The sequence below is a fragment of the Phocaeicola coprocola DSM 17136 genome (assembly GCF_000154845.1).
GTDB lineage: Bacteria > Bacteroidota > Bacteroidia > Bacteroidales > Bacteroidaceae > Phocaeicola > Phocaeicola coprocola.
Map to the genome: position 1 here is coordinate 32,418 of NZ_DS981453.1, position 19,903 is coordinate 52,320.

Here is a 19,903-nt window from a genome sequence, read left to right on the forward strand (position 1 = left end):
AACACAGGGCAATTGAAAAGAGGGCGGGGAGTAAGACGTTGACTTTGACCTTCAGTTTCATTGAAGCGGAGATGTACGATTGAAATTCCACGTACAAGAAATTTCTTGGTTACAGGTCCGGTGTGGCCGTTATCGGCGACATGATTGTAGGCATAGAGAACAGCGACGGCAACACCAATGTACGCTTTCACCAGAAGGACACGCTAAAGAGGATTTTGGAGAGACTTGAAGAGAAGAAGCTGACAGTCAAACGCTTCAGGACCGACTGCGGCTCATGCTCTGAAGACATTGTGGATGAGGTCAGGAAGCATTGCAGGACATTCTACATACGCGCCAACCGCTGCTGCTCGCTCTATGATGACATCTTCGCGCTCAGAGGGTGGAAGAAGGAAGAGATAAACGGCATCGTGTTTGAGTTGAACTCCATTCTCGTTGAGAAGTGGAAGGGCAAACCGTATCGCCTGGTAATCCAGAGACAGAGACGCATGGGCAGTGGACCGGACCTGTGGGAGGGGGAATATACATACCGCTGCATCCTGACCAACGATTACGAATCATCCATGAGGGACATCGTGGAGTTCTATAACATGCGCGGTGGCAAGGAACGCGTCTTTGATGACATGAACAATGGGTTTGGATGGGACAGACTGCCTAAATCCTTCATGGCGGAAAATACCGTGTTCCTGCTCCTGACGGCACTGATACGCAATTTCTACAAGGCCATCATGCAAAGGATTGAAGTGAAGAAGTTCGGGCTCAAGGAAACCAGCCGTATCAAGACGTTTGTCTTCAAATTCATTTCAGTACCTGCCAAGTGGATTAAGACCGCAAGGCAATGTGTGCTGAATATCTACACCGACAACCATGCATATGCAGAAGCCTTCAAAACTTCTTCCGGATGATTTACATCACTTGATGGCCACTGATTGCGTATTGCCTCAAGTCGCTTTATGGGGTAAGGGGATGGTATGCGCATTGAAACGGACGCGAGGACTTAATGGTTATCTTACGAATCAAAAGTCCATTTCTCTTTATGTAGGTAGCACTTCGGGAATGGAGTTGCGGATTTAAGGGTAATAAAAGATTGTGTCTTTAAAAAAGGAATAATTTTTAATAGAACTTACTTTGTTAATGGTTTTTCATTTATAAACAATGATGTATGTGGATGTATAAATTTTGAGAATTGTGCTTTTGGAGGGAAGATTAAAATATTTCATAGCAAAGGTGAAATCTATGAGATAAATTTTACTGCATCCGTTATTAAAGGACTTTTAGAATTGAATAGTTTGAGAAGTGGTATTTTTTTGTCAGAGGATTCATCTATCAAACTTAATAATATATTTGTTGAACCTAATGGTTATCTAATTATACGTAATATAAATGAGAAACATAAATTCACTGGTATAATTAATTTTACTGATGCTAATTTGTTAGGAAATGTTGTTTTGAAAAATATTTATCTAAAAAGATTCTTATTGACAAATGCGGTAATGGTAGGAGGCTTTTTTACAGAACATTTATATTTTAAGGAAGAGTCAGATAGCCAAACATATGTACGATTGAAAGATGAAGCTCTAAAAAATAACAATTCTATAAAGGCCATGCAATATAGAGAAAAGGAAATGTTATCATACAGTAAAGAACTGAACGCACAAATATCTTATGATAATATTGGAACATGGCTTACAGATAAATCCGTATTGTTCTTGAATACCATATCTAATAAGAATGGATTAAGTTGGTTAAGGGGTATTATTTTTACGATTTCGTGTGCTATAATTTTTTCTGGGTAATAAATTTTTTGGGCATTGAAAATGATTATCCCCGTTTTTTTGTTTTAGATTTGAAAACATTCCATTTTGAAGGAATCGGGGAAATTTGGAAGAGATTTTTGAATATGTTTTATTTAATTGATTTTAAAGAAAAATTTCAAGGAACTGAATTAAATGCAATTGGTGAAACCGTATTCTTTGCATCAAAAATCTTTATAAGTTATGGTATTTATCAAACTATAGTGGCCTTTAGAAAATTCAGTAAATAGATTTTATTAATATGATCAGTTGATTATTGGTTATAAACAAAAAAACTTTATTTCATTTTAAGCAAGTGATGTATGAAAGTACAAAATTACTTTTGTTGGTAAGAATACGGGTAAAAGACTCTATAGAAAGGATAGGGTTCTGAGAACTATTCAGAAATTATTAAATTTGTATATCTTTATGGTTTTGAAACACCTGAACAGCAGAAAGAACGAGCTATTCGAATTTCTCGAATAGTTAAAAATCAGGATAAAAATGGGAATTGATTATCATTTCCAAAATGAGGAATAGAAAAAGAAGAAAAACTGATTTTGGAAATGACAAATGGAAATGATATAATTAATTCGTTGATTTTCAGGAGTTGTATCAGCTCCAAATCAATGAATTAAAAGAGATAAGACAAAAAGAAATACACATCAGTATGCTAAAGGTACATCAGGTTGAAGCGGAGGAAATTAGTTTAGGTGTCGGTATAAACAAAATGAGAAATAATAACTTTTATCGTAACTTCTCTCATAGTAACTGTTCGTGAGATGGTTGAAATGTTAGTCCATCACCTGAATATTCTCCCTTATTCCCTTCCATTCTTGTCGGATTTCATTATTTTTGCGATTATTTTGAGAAACACAATCTATGGCAATTTGGGACATATTCACAAAAAATAAAACATCACGCTATGCCATTGTAGACGTGGAGGTAGGACTGAAGGATCATAAAATTCATGATATAGGAGCTCTTCGGCAAGACGGTGCGACTTTTCATAAGGCATCAAAAGAAGAGCTGTTCGATTTCCTGAGGGATACGGATTACCTTTGCGGACACAATATTATTCATCACGATGCTCAGTATCTGTTTTCCGATAAAGCGTGTCGCTGGACGCTGGTCGATACGTTGTATGTTTCACCTTTATTATTTCCGGAACGTCCTTACCATCGGCTGGTGAAGGATGATAAGTTAGTATGCGACCAGATGAATAATCCGGTGAACGATTGTGAGAAGGCACGTGATTTGCTGCTGGATGAAATTGCCCGCTGGAATTCGTTACCTGATGAAATACGGAAAATTTTTGCTTCGTTGTTGAAAGGTAAGGAAGAATTCGACGGCTTCTTTAGTATGGTGAAGGCTGAACGGGTGAGCTGGGGATTGTCTGGACTGATACGCCGTCTGTATGAAGGAAAAATCTGCGAGCATGCCGACGTAGATATGTTGGTCCGGCAGTATCCTTGTGAAATGGCCTATGCGCTGGCACTGATTGATACTACCGATTATCGTTCTGTAACACCGGGATGGGTGCTCCGCAATTATCCGGCTGTGGAATATGTGATGAAACTTTTGCGACATACTCCTTGTTCGGAAGGGTGTACGTATTGTAATAGTCAGCTGGATGTACTTCATAGTTTGAAGGTGTTTTTTGGATATGACCAATTCCGTACGTATGGTGGAGAACCCTTGCAGGAACGGGCGGCCCGGGCTGCTATAGAAGGAAAGCCTTTACTGGCTATCTTCCCGACTGGAGGTGGAAAATCGCTGACCTTTCAGCTGCCGGCGCTCATGGAGGCACGTGCTGTACATGGGCTTACAGTCGTGATTTCTCCGTTGCAGTCACTTATGAAAGATCAGGTGGATAATCTGGCCGACAAGGGAATTACAGATGCTGTAACCATTAATGGTTTGCTGGACCCTATTACACGGGCACTTTCCATTCAAAGAGTACAGGAGGGAGATGCTTCGTTGTTGTATATTGCTCCGGAAATGTTACGTTCGAAGACCATTGAGCGGATTTTGATGATGCGTCATGTAGTAAGATTTGTTATAGACGAGGCTCATTGTTTTTCTTCCTGGGGACAGGATTTCCGGGTAGATTATCTTTATCTTGGAAAATTCATAAAGGAATATCAGGAAAAGAAAGGTTGCAAAAATCCTATACCGGTTTCCTGCTTTACAGCTACGGCTAAACAAAAAGTGGTTCAGGATATTTGTGATTATTTTAAACGGACTTTAAACTTGGACTTAGAGCTGTTTGCTTCTACGGCTTCGAGAACCAACTTGCGCTATTCGGTTATTCATGCAGAGACGGATGAGGATAAGTATGCTAAACTGAGAGAATTGGTGGCGGAGTCTACTTGTCCGACTATTGTATATGTGTCGCGGACACGGCGTACCAAGGAGCTGGCTTTGAAACTGACTCGTGATGGATATAAGGCGTTGCCTTTTAATGGAAAGATGGATTCGGACGAGAAGATTGCCAATCAGGATGCATTTATGAGTGACCAGGTACGTATTATCGTGGCTACGTCGGCTTTCGGTATGGGAGTCGATAAGAAGGATGTGGGACTGGTAGTGCATTACGATATTTCCGATTCGTTGGAAAATTATGTACAGGAAGCTGGTCGGGCCGGACGTGATCCACATCTTAATGCGCGATGTTATGTGCTTTACAGTGATAATGATCTGGATAAGCATTTCATTTTGTTGAATCAGACGAAATTGAGTATTAGTGAAATTCAACAGGTCTGGAAGGCGGTAAAGGACATGACGAAAAAGCGTATGCGGGTGTGTTGTTCTGCTCTGGAGATTGCCCGGAATGCTGGATGGGATGATTCGGTTTCGGATATTGAAACGCGCGTGCGGACAGCTTTGGCTGCATTGGAGCAAAGTGGTTATCTGGAAAGGGGAACCAATGTGCCGCATGTGTATGCTACCGGTATTACGGTGAAGAATATGGATGAGGCCCGAAAGCGTATTACGGCATCAGTCTTGTTTCATAGCGATGAAATAGAAAAGGCTGTTCGGATTATTACTTCATTGATCTCGCAGAAATACATCGCCAAGGCGCAGGATAGTGGGGCTGAATCGAGGGTTGATTATCTGGCTGATATATTAGGATTGACAAAGAAAGAGGTGGTATCTGTAGTAGAGCGGATGCGACAGGAAGGTATATTGGCCGACAGTAAGGATATATCGGCTTATTTACTGGATGCTGGTGATTCGGAGCGAAGAGCAAGGATGTTTCTGGATAGGTTTGCGAAATTGGAACGATATATTCTCAGTCATATCCCGGATGATGCTTTGCGGATATCTTGTAAGCAATTGAATGATAATGCTGTGCATGATGGTATTACGACATCGAAAGAGAAGGATATCCGGACATTGCTTTATTTCCTGACGATTAAAGGATATACTTATAAAAAGGAGGACGCAGTTCATAATATGGAGCTTGTCCGTCGTGCTGATATGGAATCGATTATCAGGCGTTTTGAAAAACGGTTGGTGATTAGCCGGTTTGCGGTGGAGTGGCTGTATAAGCTGGTGAAGGATAAAGTAATTGAAGACAGTGATACAGAAAAGACGGCTGTACAGTTTTCAGTCGTGGAATTGCTGAATCAGGTGAAAGCTAATGCTCAGTCTCTTTTGGGCGAACTGGATGATTTACAGCTGGAGGATGTAGAGGAAGCACTTCTGTATCTGTCAAAGATTGGAGCTCTCAAACTGGAAGGAGGCTTTCTGGTTCTTTACAATGCGATGAATATCAGACGTATCAAGGATAATAAGTCGCGTTACAAACAGGATGACTACCGGATGCTGAACGAATTCTACAAGCAGAAAATTCAGCAGGTACACATTGTGGGTGAGTATGCTAATCTGATGGTAAAGGATTATCAGGCAGCTTTGCAGTATGTGCAGGATTACTTTCAGATGGATTATAAGAAGTTCATTGCCAAATATTTTAAGGGAGAAAGAGTAAACGAGATTCAGCGTAACCTGACCCCGGAGAAGTATAAGCAGTTGTTTGGACAGTTGTCTAAGCGGCAGATGGAGATTATCTCGGATAAGGATTCGCGTTGTATTGTTGTGGCGGCAGGGCCGGGTAGTGGAAAGACTCGTGTGCTGGTGCACAAACTTGCCTCACTGTTACTGCTTGAGGATGTAAAGCATGAACAGTTGTTGATGCTGACTTTCTCTCGGGCAGCTGCTACGGAGTTCAAACAGCGGTTGATGGAGTTGATAGGCAATGCCGCGCATTATGTGGAGATTAAGACATTTCATGCCTATTGCTTTGATTTGCTGGGATTGATAGGCAATCTGGATGAGGTGAAGAATGTAGTGGGGAAGGCTGCGGAAATGATTGAACAGGGCGAGGTTGAACCTAATCGGATTGGTAAGACGGTGCTGGTGATTGACGAGGCACAGGATATGGGAGCCGAAGAACATGCACTGGTGCGGGCCTTGATGCATCATAACGAAGAAATGCGTGTAATAGCAGTGGGGGATGATGATCAGAATATTTATGAATTCCGTGGCTCGGATGCCGGATATATGTTTCGGTTGACACAGGAACCTGGAAGCCGGTTTGTGGAAATGACCGAAAATTACCGCAGTGCACGTCATGTAGTGGCTTTTGCTAACGAGTTTGTAAAGACAATTGGCCGCAGAATGAAAACGATGCCTATTATTTCTATGCGGAAGGAGGAGGGATGGGTTGGAGTAACTCATCATCGGTCTGCCTGTATGTATCAACCGCTCGTGGAAGAATTGCTTCAGCATAGGGGAGAAGGTACTACATGTGTACTCACTCAGACAAATGAAGAAGCAGTTATTGTCGTGGCTCTTTTACAGAAACGGGGTATCCGTAGTAAGCTGATTCAGTCGATGGAAGGGCTGTTGTTTTGGAACATGGCTGAAATGAGGTATTTCCTGAAGTACGTGGGAAAACGGGTTAGCACACCTCTGATTCCTGAAGATTTATGGGAGGAGGCTAAGAGTGCTACGTTTGCTGCTTATAATGGTAGTTTAAGCTTAGCGTATGTAAAGCGTTGCATCGAACTTTTCGAGCAGATTAATAAAATGAAATACTTCACTGATTTTAAGGAATTTGTCTTTGAGTCTTCGATGGAAGATTTTTGTGATGTATCGGGATCGGATGTAGTAGTTTCGACTATTCATAAAGCGAAGGGAAGAGAATTTGATGATGTTTATATGTTGATTTCGGATGGTTATTTGAGGGATGATCATTTGATGCGTCGGTATTATGTAGGAATTACCCGAGCTAAAAAACGATTATTTATACATACAAACGGTGATTGCTTTGCGAATATAAGTGCCGATCAGAATTGTATTGACCAGCGAGAGTATGCAATGCCCGAAGAGATTGTATTGCAGCTTTCACATAAAGATGTGTATTTGGGATTTTTCAAGGAGATTAAGCGGGAGGTGTTGGCACTGAAAGGAGGAGACATGTTGTCTTATAAAGACTATACATTGTATGACGTAGCTCAGAGGCCTGTGGCACGGTTGTCACTGAGTATGCAAAAGAAGTTGGCTGAATGGAAGGAACGTGGATATGAGGTGAAGGCTGCTTCTGTGCGGTTTGTAGTGGCGTGGAAGCCTAAAGATGCTCCTAAGGAAGAACCTGAAATAGCTGTTTTATTGGCTGATTTAGTGTTGTCTTTATGAGAATTTGTATTTGTAGTTTTGCTCAAATGTCATATAAATAAAATTGTAGATTGGTGATTTAATTGGTTACTAATCATTTTTATACAGTTCATACATATCTGATATCCATTCTTTCATTGTCTGTCGGAGAGAAGCCGGGGATATAACTTCAATCATTGCACCTGTATGAAGCAATCGCATGATGAAATCGTAGGTAGGAGCAAGATAGACTTCAAAATCGGCATACTCATCGTGCTCTTCCAGCAGTCGTTGACTGGCATGCAGGGGGAGTGATTTCATATAAGGAATATGGTCGTGGTATGCTCTGATGATGATACGTTCTGGTTTTATGTCATTGCCGGTAACAATGCCATAGTAAGTTGAGAAGAATCCGGATGCGGAAAAATCTTTCGGAAGCTTGAATGTGTTGTCTGTCAGTTCCAGACTTTCTATCCGGTCGAGTCCGTAGATTCTGATTTTGTTGTATGAAACGTTATGGGCCAGCAGATACCAGCGGTTTTCGAAAAGTTTTACACAATATGGTTCAACAGGGAATGTATAGCTTCTTTTCTTGTTGAATCCGCAATAAGTTATTAGTACAACACGATTCCCTTGCATGGCTTCAAGCAATGTGGCAAGATGACTCTGGGCCGACGGAATCTGGTTTACAATAATTCTGTCTTTCAGTGAAAGGTTTTCGCCGATAAGGTTGCTTATGGCAAAGGAGTCGAGCATCCATTTTTTCAGTTCGTCCTCGTCTATATCTTCCGGATTTTCGATGTAATAGAAGTAGCCTCCCGACCGTTGACAGGAGATGATTATTCCGAATTGTGAGAATATGGCATCTTTCCAGCGATTGAAAGTGGTGCGGCTCAAAGGTTTGTAGTCGCTCAGATCTTTGTTGCGTTCCCTGCGGCTGGAGATTTCTTCGAGAGAGATTTTTCCGGCTCTGCGGATGGTATCAATAAGCCAGATATATTTTTGCAGTTGTGTCATATCCTTTTTTGTTAGTTGCCGTAAAGTTAGCAAATTCTTGGAAACTTGTACCGATAAATGGTACATCCTTTCCATACTTTTGTGGTGTAAACTTAAACAGATATAAAAGATGAGACAGCTTTTCGATAATGAAGATATTTTGCTGGATGAGATACAGCAGAAGGAAGTGTTGCCGAATATTCCGAAGACTCGTGCCAGAAGTATATTGGAAGCATTCGAATATATTGTTGAGCTGGCAAAAGATTCCAGTCTGGATGCAGATTTTTTTGAAAATGCATCGGTCCATATAAAATATGCTGCACGCAAGCTGAAATTGTCGTCGATGCAGACTGTGCTGCTGGCACTCTTCGTCGATCAGAGTGAGGATAGCTCCATTCGTATGTCAGACATAGCAGCTTATACGGGATGCCGTACTACTAAGATACTGCGACTTTCGTCGGAGATTGATGTGCTGGTAGATAAGTATTATTTGCGAGCTTCACACTCTTATAATAGACTTACCTATCGTGTGCCGGTTGACGTATTGAAAGCCTTGAAAAAGAACCAGCCTTATGTACATGTTGTAGAACCGATAACTGGTCTTCAGAGTTTTTTCGACCGCTTCAATGAGCTTATGGAATATATGAATAATGATGAACTGACGCATGAAGCGCTCCTTGAAGAAACAGAGGAGTATCTTGGGGATATCCGGGATTCTCATTTTGCTAGGGCATTGAAAAGGTTTGGCCTGGTTAATGAAAATAGGTTGCTGTTTATTTATATGGCCCATTTGTTTGTAGAAAACAATGATGACCGCATTAACTTTTCTGATATAGATAACTTGTATGATAATGACAAAATTCCTAATTGGTGTAAAAATGAGTTACGAAGCCGGACATCGGAACTCTTTTGCTGTAAGTTGATTGAAAACGTAAATGAGGACGGAATGGCACGTTCGGATTGTTTTAGATTGACAGAATATGCCAAGACGGATCTGCTTTCGGAGTTGAACCTGACTGTTAATGCTAAGTCTGATTGCGATCTGATAAAATGGGATTCGTTTCCTGAAAAGAAGCTGGTTTATAATGTTTCTGAGAAAAAGCAGGTTATGGAGCTTTCATCCATACTTTCGGCAGAACGTTTCAGTGAAGTGCAGTCCCGTTTGCGGAATGTAGGGATGAGGGCCGGGTTCTGTTGTCTTTTTTATGGTTCGCCTGGTACGGGAAAGACGGAAACAGTGTATCAGGTGGCGCGTGCAACGGGGCGTGATATTCTGCGGGTGGATGTTGATAAAATCAAGAGTTGCTGGGTAGGTGAGAGTGAACAGAATATGAAAAAAGTTTTTGACAAATATCGTAATATCTGCAAGAGTACGTCTTTAGCTCCGATTTTGCTTTTCAACGAGGCGGATGCTATTCTTGGTGTCCGGATGGAAGGGGCTACCCGGGCGGTAGATAAGATGGAGAACTCTATACAGAATATTATTCTTCAGGAAATGGAAGCATTGGAGGGTATAATGATTGCTACGACTAACCTTACAACAAATCTTGACAAGGCTTTCGAACGGCGTTTCCTATATAAGGTAGAGTTTAATCGTCCGACGGTGGAAGCTCGTGCTCAGATCTGGCAGGCCATGTTTCCTGCTCTGACAGAAAGGGATGCTTGTACGCTTGCTTCTCAGTTTGATTTGTCGGGTGGTGAAATAGAAAATATTAGTCGTAAATATATGGTAAATGCTATTTTGTCGGGACAGGATACGATCGATCTCCTGTTGCTTGCTGAGCTTTGTCGCAATGAGCGTATTGGTACTTCAACCCGGCAGAGGATTGGATTTCAGCATTGACCTGTCGGCTTTGTTTGGATAAAAATGATATATTTGCATATATGCTTTATGGCAGCCGTTAAAAATAAAAGATATAAGTTATGATACCTCCCAAAATTGAAGAATCTACCAAAGAAGAACGACGGGCGTTTGTGATTGATGCATGGAAGTGTTTGCACGATTGTGAATCGTGTGGCAAGTGTCGTGTCTTGAAGGGAAAGGATGCTGAAACTTTGTATGCCGATTATATTGAGGGGAAGCGGACATATATGGATGTTACGCTCGATATAAGAAATAATAATTACAGATAATGAAGGTTACGCTTATACGGATGGATATTCGCTAAGCGTGACCAGGAAATGAATAGAAATAAATATCCTGCTGAAATTTCATTATTTTTCATTGGGAAAGATTATCTTTGCAGCCGATTTTAAAAATGCTTTAAAAAATGGTTTCACAAGGAATATATTCGATTGTATTGCTGGTGTTTTCGAATGTCTTCATGACATTTGCATGGTATGGACACTTGAAAATGCGTGAAGAGTTTAGCTGGTTTGCTGCATTGCCGCTGATTGGAGTAATCGCTTTCAGCTGGGCGATTGCTTTTTTTGAATATTGTTTGCAGGTTCCTGCCAATCGTTTGGGATTTAAAGACAGTGGCGGTCCGTTTGATATCATGCAGCTGAAGGTGATTCAGGAGGTAATAACGCTTGCAGTATTTACTATTTTTTCTATGATTGCCTTTAAAATGGAGCTGAAATGGAATCATCTGGCAGCTTTTGTATGTCTGATATTGGCCGTGTATTTTGTATTTAAGAAATAATATTTTCCTTTGATTGTCAAGGTGCGTCATGACTGAGTTTATGGCGCGCCTTTTTGTTTTTTACTACTTGGGGTTTTAATTCTGTTGCTCACGCAGACGCCGCGTTTGAATCTCTACATCGTATGCATTACGGTTACTCTTGTCTCTTCTTAGAAATTCATGCCGGCGGATGGAGTCTTCGGCTGCGCGTTGCCTGATGTAACGCTGGTAGTCGGGGATAGCTTCGGGTTGTGAAGCCTTGGCTTTTGTTTTTTTCTCCTGCTTTTCTTTCTTTTTCTCTGCTGTTTGCTGTTTTACGGAATCGGGCTGAGCCGAGTAGATAGGTAACAGCGGTACTGGCTGAAAGGCTGGAGTCAGTTCGGGAGCTTCCAGTTTCAGAGAATCATTGTCTGGATAGATATAATCGTCGTACAAAAGAATGGGTTCGTCATTGCCAGACTGTATGCTGTCAGTTGACGTTTTCTCTGTTTGTCTTGTGATATATTTTTCAAGGCCGGCATGGTCTTGCTTGGTGGGAATGTAACTGGCATATTTTTTCCATGCCGTAGCATGGGTGCGGTTATGCTTAATGGCACGTCCACGTTTGGTCAGGCTCTCGAACAGTAACTTGTCGAAATCGAGAGATATGCTGGCACCGGGACCTGCGGGAGAAGTTACGTACAGGTAGGTTTCTCCCGGAACTGGTTTTATTTCTCTGCCATATTCTCCACGGTATTGGCGGAAAGGATTCAGTTTCCACTGTATGGTCCATTTTTTTTCGATGGTGGGCATAACATCGTATACGGGATTTTCCCCGAACTTAGTCCAGATGGTGTAAGGTTCGGCACGGATGTATCCTTTTATTTTTTTTACTCGGGTAGAGTCTATCATGCTGCGTGGCATGGAAAGATCTTCTTTAAACTGCATCCATTTCTTGTCTAACGAAGAGTTTAAAGGTTTGTATGGGTTTTCTTTGGGGGCGAAGTCGAACTGTATCATTTTGATAACGTCTTCGTTTAGTTTGATTTCTTCTTCCTCTTTTTCTGTCTGTGCAGCGAGAGGAACAGCTTCGACCGTGAGAAACAGTAATCCCAAATATGTTGCTATGTGTCTGGCAGATGGCATAACTATTGCTTTATAAACCTTTCACTCGTCCGCCTTGCATCCATACTCTGCGGTAATAGGGCTCGTCCAGACGGCTGACGATGACACCCCGGCTGGTACTGGCATGGATGAAACGGTTATCTTTCAGATAGATGCCTACATGGGTGGCTGTACGTTTGTTCTTTCCGTTATGAAAGAATACAAGGTCGCCTTCCTGAAGCTTGCCTTTGCTTACCTTCCGGCAGTTCTCTTTTCGCTGGTCGTCGGAGTTGCGTTTCAGATGCTTGTGGTAGACTTTCTTGTAAATGTTGTATGTCAGCCCCGAACAGTCCACTCCTCTCATGGTATTTCCTCCAGTACGGTAGGGAACTCCTATCCAGCGGGAAGATTCTATATACAGACGGTGATTGTCTTCCATGGCTATGTCCATGTCAAGTCGGATAGCGGCTTGTGCCAGCTCGCGGTAATCGTAACGTGGGGCACGTGTTCCGCATGAGGAGAAAAGGAGGGTGCCCAATAGGCCGATTAAGCAGATAAGACGTATGGTGTATCTGGTTTGGTGCATGTATTTGTTTATTGACATTTGGACAAATATACAATAATCGGAGTAAATGGGGTGGTTTTGGAATAACTGTACTGTTATTTTTTATTTATTTAAAAGGTTGCCGGTAGTTATTTTAACGGGATTTAATGATAAAAGCGCAACAGGCGTTGGGGAGAGGTTGCCTTGTTGCGCTTTTGAATTTATGCCGCGAAATAGGTTTTTATACGGCGAAATAGGTTTCCAGTTCATTTCCTGCGCTGCCGTCGCTGTTATCTAAGTCACGTATCAGCTTACCGTGTTCCAGCAGAGCTATGCGGGTGCTGATGTCTGTTGTATGATTCAGGTTATGGCTGGATACAAGAATGGTTGCTCCGGTTGACTGGTTATAGGCTACCAGGAGTTGTTTCAATGCCGACTGTGAACTGGGATCGAGAAAATTGAATGGTTCGTCCAGAATAATCAGTTCCGGCTGGTTGAGCAGTGCGGCTAGAATTCCGATTTTTTGCTTGTTACCGGCTGACAGATTGCGGATCAGTTTTTTCTGTCCCAGTATTTCATCGTTCATGAAACGTTCGTAGACTGCCAGACGTTCGTCCACTGTCTGGCGGTTGAGGTTGCACATGCGTCCTACGAAATAGAAATATTCTTCGGGAGTAAGGTAGTCTATCAGAAAGCTTTCATCCAGATAAGCTCCTGTTGTTTCTTTCCAGGCTTCACTGCTGCTGACTTCTGTTTCTCCTATCCGGACAAAGCCGTTGTCTGCTTTCAGCAGATCGAGCATGAGACGGAACAGGGTGGTTTTGCCTGCACCGTTGTTTCCGACAAGTCCTATTATTTCTCCATGACGGATGGTATAGTGGTCTATATCGAGTGCCACTTTTGTACCATATACTTTTTTAAGTTGGTCTATTGTTATATCCATGGTTTTGTTTTCGTATTAACGGGTGTTTCTGAATCCTTCCATGTTCTGGTATTTCCGTTTCATCAGCCGGACATAGATATTGTGTATCCAGTAACGGTGTGTGACAAAGCCCGACAATCCTAATATGATAAGTATTATGTAGGCGGTTGTTTCGTCGAGGAATAGGGTGAGAGTTTTGTTTATCAGCAACGGAAGACTGAAAGCACATATCACGATAAGCGACTGGTACATGTTGTTGCCTTGCTGCTTACCTATGGTATTAGTGTTGAGAGGTGCAGTCTTGTTGTTGTAGACTGCCATTTGCATCATCATGGCAAATATGGTTCCCATTGTAAAACATAGATAAGCTATTGACATAAGCAGAGGAATTGTACCCATGCAGACCGGGATAAGGCTGAACAGGAAAGGGATGACCAGAAAGATACATTGCAGGTAATATTTGGCGCGGAGCATATTGTAAAGGCTCTCTTTCCGCACCATCAATCCGTCGATATAGTTTCCTTCGAACGTCATGATGCGGTTCAGTGTCATCAGTCCTAATATGCAATAGCAATACAGACAAATGAAATTGTTCATGTAGCTGTCGCCATAAACGTCGCTGGCAAGTGCTATCGCAAACATGCACATGATGAAGATAAATCCCCAGAACTGGCTGCGGGGGGCTTTATTGCGGAAAAACATTTTCAGCTCCAGACGCATATATTCTCCAACATTTCCGTAGCGGTCGAGAAACTTATAGCTGCTGATATGCTTGATCTTGGTATCTTCTGTATGTGACAGCTCTTTATAAAGAAAATGTAGCTGCACAATGTAATTGATGAATAGGAGCAGGCAGATAAGTATAATTGCTCCACCGAAAGACAACGGATTCCAAAGTATGAAACCTTCTCCCCAATTCATGGTGAGTGTACTTATCCAGCCTGTTTCCGGCAAGAATTCCAGTAAGGCCAGTATTCCGTAAAAGAGTATACTTCCGAGAAAATAGATAAATTTTTCTCGTTTTAATGTACATATCAGTGTGCTCCAGTAACCGTTCATTACCATCAGCAGCCAGATACCTACCGCATATCCAATAACTCCCGTTATCCCATAAAAGCGTGTAATGGTAATCAGGGCGAAAGGGATAAAAAGGAATAGCCAGAAGAAATTAAACGGATGCCAAAGTTTATCCAGAAGAAAAGTGAATATGACTTTCCTTTTGGGAACAGGCAGCAAGAGATATGGCTTGATTTCTTGTATGGAAGAAGGAAGCATAAAGCGTATCAGAAAGTCAATAGCCAGAATGATGACTAATCCCTGATTGAGGATGTGGTAAGGTTCCATGCCGGGAAAACTTTCTTGAAAAGCAAAGGGCAGCATTACCCCTATAAAAAGAAGGTATGCTGCCCAAAATGCTATTCCGCAATACATGAAAACCTTGGCAAAACGGTTCTTTTCGAACATCGGGCTTCGCCTGGCGGCGAGTTTCCGGTTTCTGCGTATTTCCAGGAAGAGCATAATCTTCAGGTTTAAGTTATTACTTTGTGTCGCCTGAAGTCATGCTTACTTCGATGCGGTTGTTTTGTGAGAAGAAATCTTTTGCAAAGTGCTGGAGATCGGCTGCTGTGATACCGTTTACTGTATCAGCATATCCGGTTGCCATATCTGAATTTTCCCAGAAATAGCTATACAGGATGTTCATCCAGTAACCGTTTTCTTTCTGGTTAGCTTCGTAGTTCTTCAGCATGTATTCTTTAACCTTTTGCAGATTTTCTGCTTTCGGACCATTGGCAATAAAATCATTAATACCTTTGTCTATCAAGCTGCTCATCTTAGCACGCTTTTCCGGATTAGTATCGAATGAAATCTGCAAAGTGGCTTCTACTTTCGGATATAGGCTGATATCGCCTGATACACCTACACCATAAGATGCTCCTTCGTCCTCACGTACGGTTTCTGTATATTCCATTGTAAGCAATTGAGAAAGCATGCTCATCATCAGCTGGTTCTTTAATGTGTATTCGCATTCACCGCTTCTGATGATACATACAGTAGCTTTCTGAGTCTGTAATTCTCTGTGGAATACGTTCTTGTGCTCACCCTTACGGATGTCCAGATTTACATCACGGAAGTCTTCCTTGCGGTTGATTGAAGGAAGAGAACCCAGATATTGCTCAATAAGAGGAGTTGCTGTTGCCTGATCGATATTACCTACGAAAATGAATGTAAAGTCGCTGGCATCCTTGAAGCGGTCTTTGTACATATCCATAATTTTCTGGTAATCGGTCTGGTCTACCATATCAGCTTTGATACGAAGAACACGAGGATTATCACCATACAATTCTTTTCTTAAAGAATCGCTCAGGGCAATGTTCGGATTAACTTCCATATTGGCAAGCTGTGCTTTCAAACGACTCTTGTATGATTCGAATGCTGCTGCATCCATACGTGGAGCTGTAAAGCTGAGGTAAGTCAGCTGCAACATAGTTTCCAGATCTTTAGGAGAGCATTTTCCTGAAACGGCTTCGCTCAGTGTGTTTACAGATGCTGAGGCTGATGCAACCTTACCCGACAGAACTTTCTGCAGGTCGACAATGCTGAAGTTGCCCAAACCACCTAAACCTGCAACTTCATTGATTTGCTTGAACTGGAGAGCATCTCTTTCATCGAACAAAGATGTTCCTCCGCGGCTGAATGAAGACATTCTGATTTCGTCTGCCTTGAAGTTTGTAGACTTCAGGATAACACGTACACCGTTGTTCAGAGTAAGAATGGTCGATTCGAAAGGTCCTTTTTCTGTTTTTATGACTTTGCCTCCTTTAGGAGTTTCTTTCATCAGAGGTTCATTTGAAACCTTGTCGACATATGCTTCCAGCTTTTCTGCTTTTACATCAGTAAGCACTTTCTTGATATCGGCTTCTGTAGGAAGTTTTACTCCTGGTTTGTCCGGGCAGAACAGGCTGACTACTGTATTACTGTCTGTAACCAATGATTTCAGCAGCTGGTTTACGTTGTCCAATGGTATATTGGGAACAATTTGTGTCATAAGTGCGTATTCGTCTTCTATGCTTGGAATTGGATCTCCATTGATGAAGTTGGATACGTATTGGCTGACAAACTGTTCGCTTTTCATTTTACTGCGTTCGTTATATACGTTTTCCAGTGCGCGCAAATAGTCTGCTTTCATTCGGGTATATTCTCCTTCTGTAAATCCAAACTGACGTGCACGTTCTATTTCACGCATTAAAGCAGCAAGACCAGTTTCTATACCTCCCTCTTTGCAGATAGCAACTCCCATAAATGCTTTTTTGGTCTTAGCAAGGACGAAGTCGTTATCTTCTACTCCGGCATTGATAAAAGGAGGAGTTGCGGTTTGGGTAAGTTCTTGAAGACGAGTGTTCAGCATGTTTGATACTGCACTGGTCATATAGTTGTAAATCAAATAACCGACTGTGTTCTTCAAGTCTTCAGGGAATGGATCGTGCTTGTGGTAAACATATACTTGGTTTACCTGCTGTTCCTTATCCTTTGCAATGGCTATGATAGGTTCCTTATTGTCGGGCACAGGGAAATATTTACGTTCGGCTGCGTCTTTTGGCATCTTGATAGGACCAAATATTTTCTTGATTTTGGCTTCAATCTGGTCTACGTCGATATCACCCACTACAATTACACCCTGCAAATCTGGACGATACCATTTTTCGTAGTAGTCGCGCAAATCCTTATACGGGAAATTGTCTATAATATCCATTGAACCGATAGGAAGGCGGTACGCATATTTGCTTCCTGCAAACATTTTTGGGAAGATGGTATCGTACATACGCATCATAGCTCCTGTACGTGTACGCCATTCTTCGTGTATGACTCCACGTTCCTTGTCAATTTCTTTAGGATCGAGTGTCAGGTCGTCTGCCCAGTCGTGCAGGATTAGCAGACATGAATCGATGATACCGTCACGAATAACAGGAACATTGGCTATATTGTATACTGTTTCGTCGATAGCAGTATAGGCATTCAGGTTCGCACCGAATTTTACTCCGATGGATTCGAGATATTCGCGTAGGCTGTTTCCCGGAAAGTTTGTTGTTCCGTTGAAACACATATGTTCCAGAAAATGTGCCAAACCGCGCTGGTTGTCTTCTTCAAGAATAGAGCCTACTTTTTGTGCAATGTAGAAGTCGGCTTGTTTCTCTGGAAGTGCATTGTGACGAATGTAATAAGTCAGTCCGTTATCCAGCTTGCCGATACGCACATTCGGATCGGTTGGGAGAGGGGGCATCTGCTGTGCGCAGACGCTGGCTGCTCCTCCTATCAAGATGATAGCGGCGAATGTTTTTCTGATAAAACTTCTCATTATAATATAGTTTAGTGATTTGTTTTTAGAGTAATCCGTTGGCCGAAAGGTAACGTTCTGCTTCAATAGCAGCTTTACATCCACTTCCGGCAGCTGTAATTGCCTGACGGTAGTGAGGGTCGGCTACGTCGCCTGCAGCGAATACACCTGGGATTCCTGTCCGTGGAGTATTGCCTTCTGTTATGATATATCCTGTTTCGTCAGTCTGTACCCATGGCTTGAAGATTGCTGAATTAGGCTGATGTCCGATAGCAAGGAAGAATCCGTCGATAGCTACATCGTAACGTTCTTCATCAGCTTCTCCCAAGCGTTTTACTACGTGCATACCTTCTACACCATCTGTTCCGTAAAGGCCGACAGCGTTATGCTCAAATAAAACTTTAATGTTTGGGTGGTTCAGTACGCGTTCCTGCATAATCTTTGAGGCACGTAAGAATGGTTTGCGGACTACCAGGTATACTTGTCTGGCGAGGCCTGCCAGATAAATGGCTTCTTCGCAAGCTGTATCGCCACCACCTACTACGGCAACGACTTTTTTACGGTAGAAGAATCCGTCGCAAGTAGCACATGCGCTAACACCCATGCCAGCATATTTCTTTTCATCTTCCAGACCAAGGTACTTGGCTGTTGCTCCGGTCGAAATGATAACAGTATCAGCTGTTATTTCTTTTTCATCATCGATGATGAAATGGTAAGGAGCCTGGCTTAAGTCGGCCTTTGTTACTATACCGTTACGGATATCAGCGCCGAAACGTTCTGCCTGCTTACGCAAGTCATCCATTAAAACCGGACCAGTTACTCCTTCCGGATAGCCGGGGAAGTTTTCCACTTCAGTAGTGATTGTCAACTGTCCACCTGGCTGTATTCCCTCATAAAGAACTGGTGATAAATTGGCACGACTTGTGTAAATAGCCGCAGTATATCCGGCTGGCCCTGATCCGATGATCAGGCATTTTACATGTTCTGTTGTCATATTAAGTTTGGTAAATTAAAAATTATATATTCATTTTAATTGAGCAAATATACTTCTTTTTTTTGTACATAATGCTATTATATAATCAATCTGGCTTATAAAAGAGGAAATTTTATGCAAAAAGCCCCGTCAGAAATGATCGGACGGGGCTTTTGGTAGTATGCTCGGCATGAGTATTAGCTAACGGGTGCAAGTCCCCAATGAGCCCTAATAGCGGGAATCATACAGCCAATAGCAAGGGTGTCCATCGTGAGGTGGAATCTGAAAGAAGCTGGCGGCAAACATCTGGTCTGACGAACAGAAACTTCATATAAGGCATAAAAACCGTGGGTAAGGTTGCTACCCAAACCAAAGCCCTATAGCTATTCGGAACGGTTAATGTAGATGAAGCAGACATAAGATTGAAAGTTAATACCCTTATCCGAGGAGGTCTCACGGACGCATGAAAATAGAAAAAAATCGAAATCAGCGGAGTAAAGCTTGCCGTGAGAAGTCAGCAGAAGTCATAGTAGCAAACGAGCCGATAGGTTTGCGAAGGACTGAACCTAATAATTAAACGATAGTAATTGAAACATACCTAATGAAAGAACGAATGCAGAAAACATTATCCGAAGTTAATGACTGCCCTCAAAGAGATAGGTCGGAAACCGAATGGTATGAGGGAGTGCAGACTTTCATGTGGATATGTGAAGACAACATCGTGGAAAGTACCATTCGACAAGGAACACCTTTTCGAGCAAATCCTGAGTCCTGCGAACCTAAACCGATCCTATAAGGCAGTGATTGGAAACAAGGGCTGTGGCGGTATCGACAATATGTCATGTGAACAATTGTTTTTTATGGCTATTAGCCAACAAAGATGCGCTCATCCGTTCCTTGATGGACGGTCCTACGTCGAAACCGTCAAGGTAGAAATCCCCAAGGCATGGCAAGATTGGCCGTTCATATAGATCCCA

Annotated in this window: 13 protein-coding genes and 2 pseudogenes; 8 read left to right on the forward strand and 7 right to left on the reverse strand. The window is 42.1% G+C overall.

The genetic code is table 11. The annotated features are described in order from the left end of the window. The 4 genes and pseudogenes from BACCOP_RS03715 to BACCOP_RS03730 form a co-directional block, all read left to right on the forward strand. Positions 1-902 (forward strand): annotated as a pseudogene (locus tag BACCOP_RS03715) (IS1380 family transposase); the annotation flags it as partial. Between the two features lie 384 nt (positions 903-1,286). After that, on the forward strand, positions 1,287-1,793 hold the full coding sequence (locus BACCOP_RS03720; RefSeq protein WP_007566386.1) for a hypothetical protein: 507 nt from the start codon (positions 1,287-1,289) through the stop codon (positions 1,791-1,793). Between the two features lie 8 nt (positions 1,794-1,801). Next, positions 1,802-2,041: a hypothetical protein gene (locus tag BACCOP_RS03725; protein ID WP_040311787.1), complete on the forward strand. Its 240-nt coding sequence runs from the start codon at positions 1,802-1,804 to the stop codon at positions 2,039-2,041. A 631-nt stretch (positions 2,042-2,672) separates the two neighbouring features. Continuing rightward, entirely contained in the window at positions 2,673-7,493 is a 4,821-nt protein-coding gene (locus BACCOP_RS03730) for a RecQ family ATP-dependent DNA helicase (protein ID WP_007566391.1), read from the forward strand. Between the two features lie 69 nt (positions 7,494-7,562). Here BACCOP_RS03730 and BACCOP_RS03735 read toward each other — a convergent pair whose 3' ends face one another. Continuing rightward, positions 7,563-8,468, reverse strand: coding sequence for a helix-turn-helix transcriptional regulator (locus tag BACCOP_RS03735; protein ID WP_040311788.1), 906 nt, complete (start codon positions 8,466-8,468; stop codon positions 7,563-7,565). Positions 8,469-8,577: 109 nt separating this feature from the next. On the opposite strand from BACCOP_RS03735, the gene BACCOP_RS03740 reads away from it, so the two are divergent. From BACCOP_RS03740 to BACCOP_RS03750, 3 genes are all read left to right on the forward strand, one after another. After that, the gene (locus BACCOP_RS03740) at positions 8,578-10,290 is read left to right on the forward strand and encodes an ATP-binding protein (protein WP_007566395.1); all 1,713 of its coding nucleotides are present in this window, start codon (positions 8,578-8,580) and stop codon (positions 10,288-10,290) included. An 80-nt stretch (positions 10,291-10,370) separates the two neighbouring features. Then, positions 10,371-10,580, forward strand: a complete 210-nt coding sequence (locus BACCOP_RS03745) for a hypothetical protein (protein ID WP_007566396.1) — start codon at positions 10,371-10,373, stop codon at positions 10,578-10,580. 137 nt (positions 10,581-10,717) lie between these two features. Further along, on the forward strand, positions 10,718-11,092 hold the full coding sequence (locus tag BACCOP_RS03750; protein WP_007566398.1) for a DMT family protein: 375 nt from the start codon (positions 10,718-10,720) through the stop codon (positions 11,090-11,092). Between the two features lie 75 nt (positions 11,093-11,167). Here BACCOP_RS03750 and BACCOP_RS03755 read toward each other — a convergent pair whose 3' ends face one another. The 6 genes from BACCOP_RS03755 to trxB form a co-directional block, all read right to left on the reverse strand. Then, on the reverse strand, positions 11,168-12,196 hold the full coding sequence (locus BACCOP_RS03755; protein ID WP_007566400.1) for a DUF4858 domain-containing protein: 1,029 nt from the start codon (positions 12,194-12,196) through the stop codon (positions 11,168-11,170). A gap of 10 nt (positions 12,197-12,206) precedes the next feature. Further along, positions 12,207-12,740, reverse strand: a complete 534-nt coding sequence (locus tag BACCOP_RS03760) for a C40 family peptidase (RefSeq protein WP_040311789.1) — start codon at positions 12,738-12,740, stop codon at positions 12,207-12,209. 199 nt (positions 12,741-12,939) lie between these two features. Beyond that, a complete protein-coding gene (locus BACCOP_RS03765) occupies positions 12,940-13,641 on the reverse strand; it encodes an ABC transporter ATP-binding protein (protein WP_007566404.1) in 702 nt (233 codons plus the stop codon). Between the two features lie 15 nt (positions 13,642-13,656). Beyond that, on the reverse strand, positions 13,657-15,138 hold the full coding sequence (locus BACCOP_RS03770; protein WP_007566406.1) for a DUF5687 family protein: 1,482 nt from the start codon (positions 15,136-15,138) through the stop codon (positions 13,657-13,659). Positions 15,139-15,157: 19 nt separating this feature from the next. Further along, positions 15,158-17,974, reverse strand: a complete 2,817-nt coding sequence (locus BACCOP_RS03775) for a M16 family metallopeptidase (RefSeq protein ID WP_007566408.1) — start codon at positions 17,972-17,974, stop codon at positions 15,158-15,160. A 25-nt stretch (positions 17,975-17,999) separates the two neighbouring features. Further along, positions 18,000-18,947: a thioredoxin-disulfide reductase gene (trxB, locus tag BACCOP_RS03780; RefSeq protein ID WP_007566410.1), complete on the reverse strand. Its 948-nt coding sequence runs from the start codon at positions 18,945-18,947 to the stop codon at positions 18,000-18,002. A gap of 580 nt (positions 18,948-19,527) precedes the next feature. Here trxB and BACCOP_RS03785 point away from each other — a divergent pair. Beyond that, a pseudogene (locus BACCOP_RS03785) lies at positions 19,528-19,835 on the forward strand (group II intron reverse transcriptase/maturase); the annotation flags it as partial. Positions 19,836-19,903: the final 68 nt, after the last annotated feature.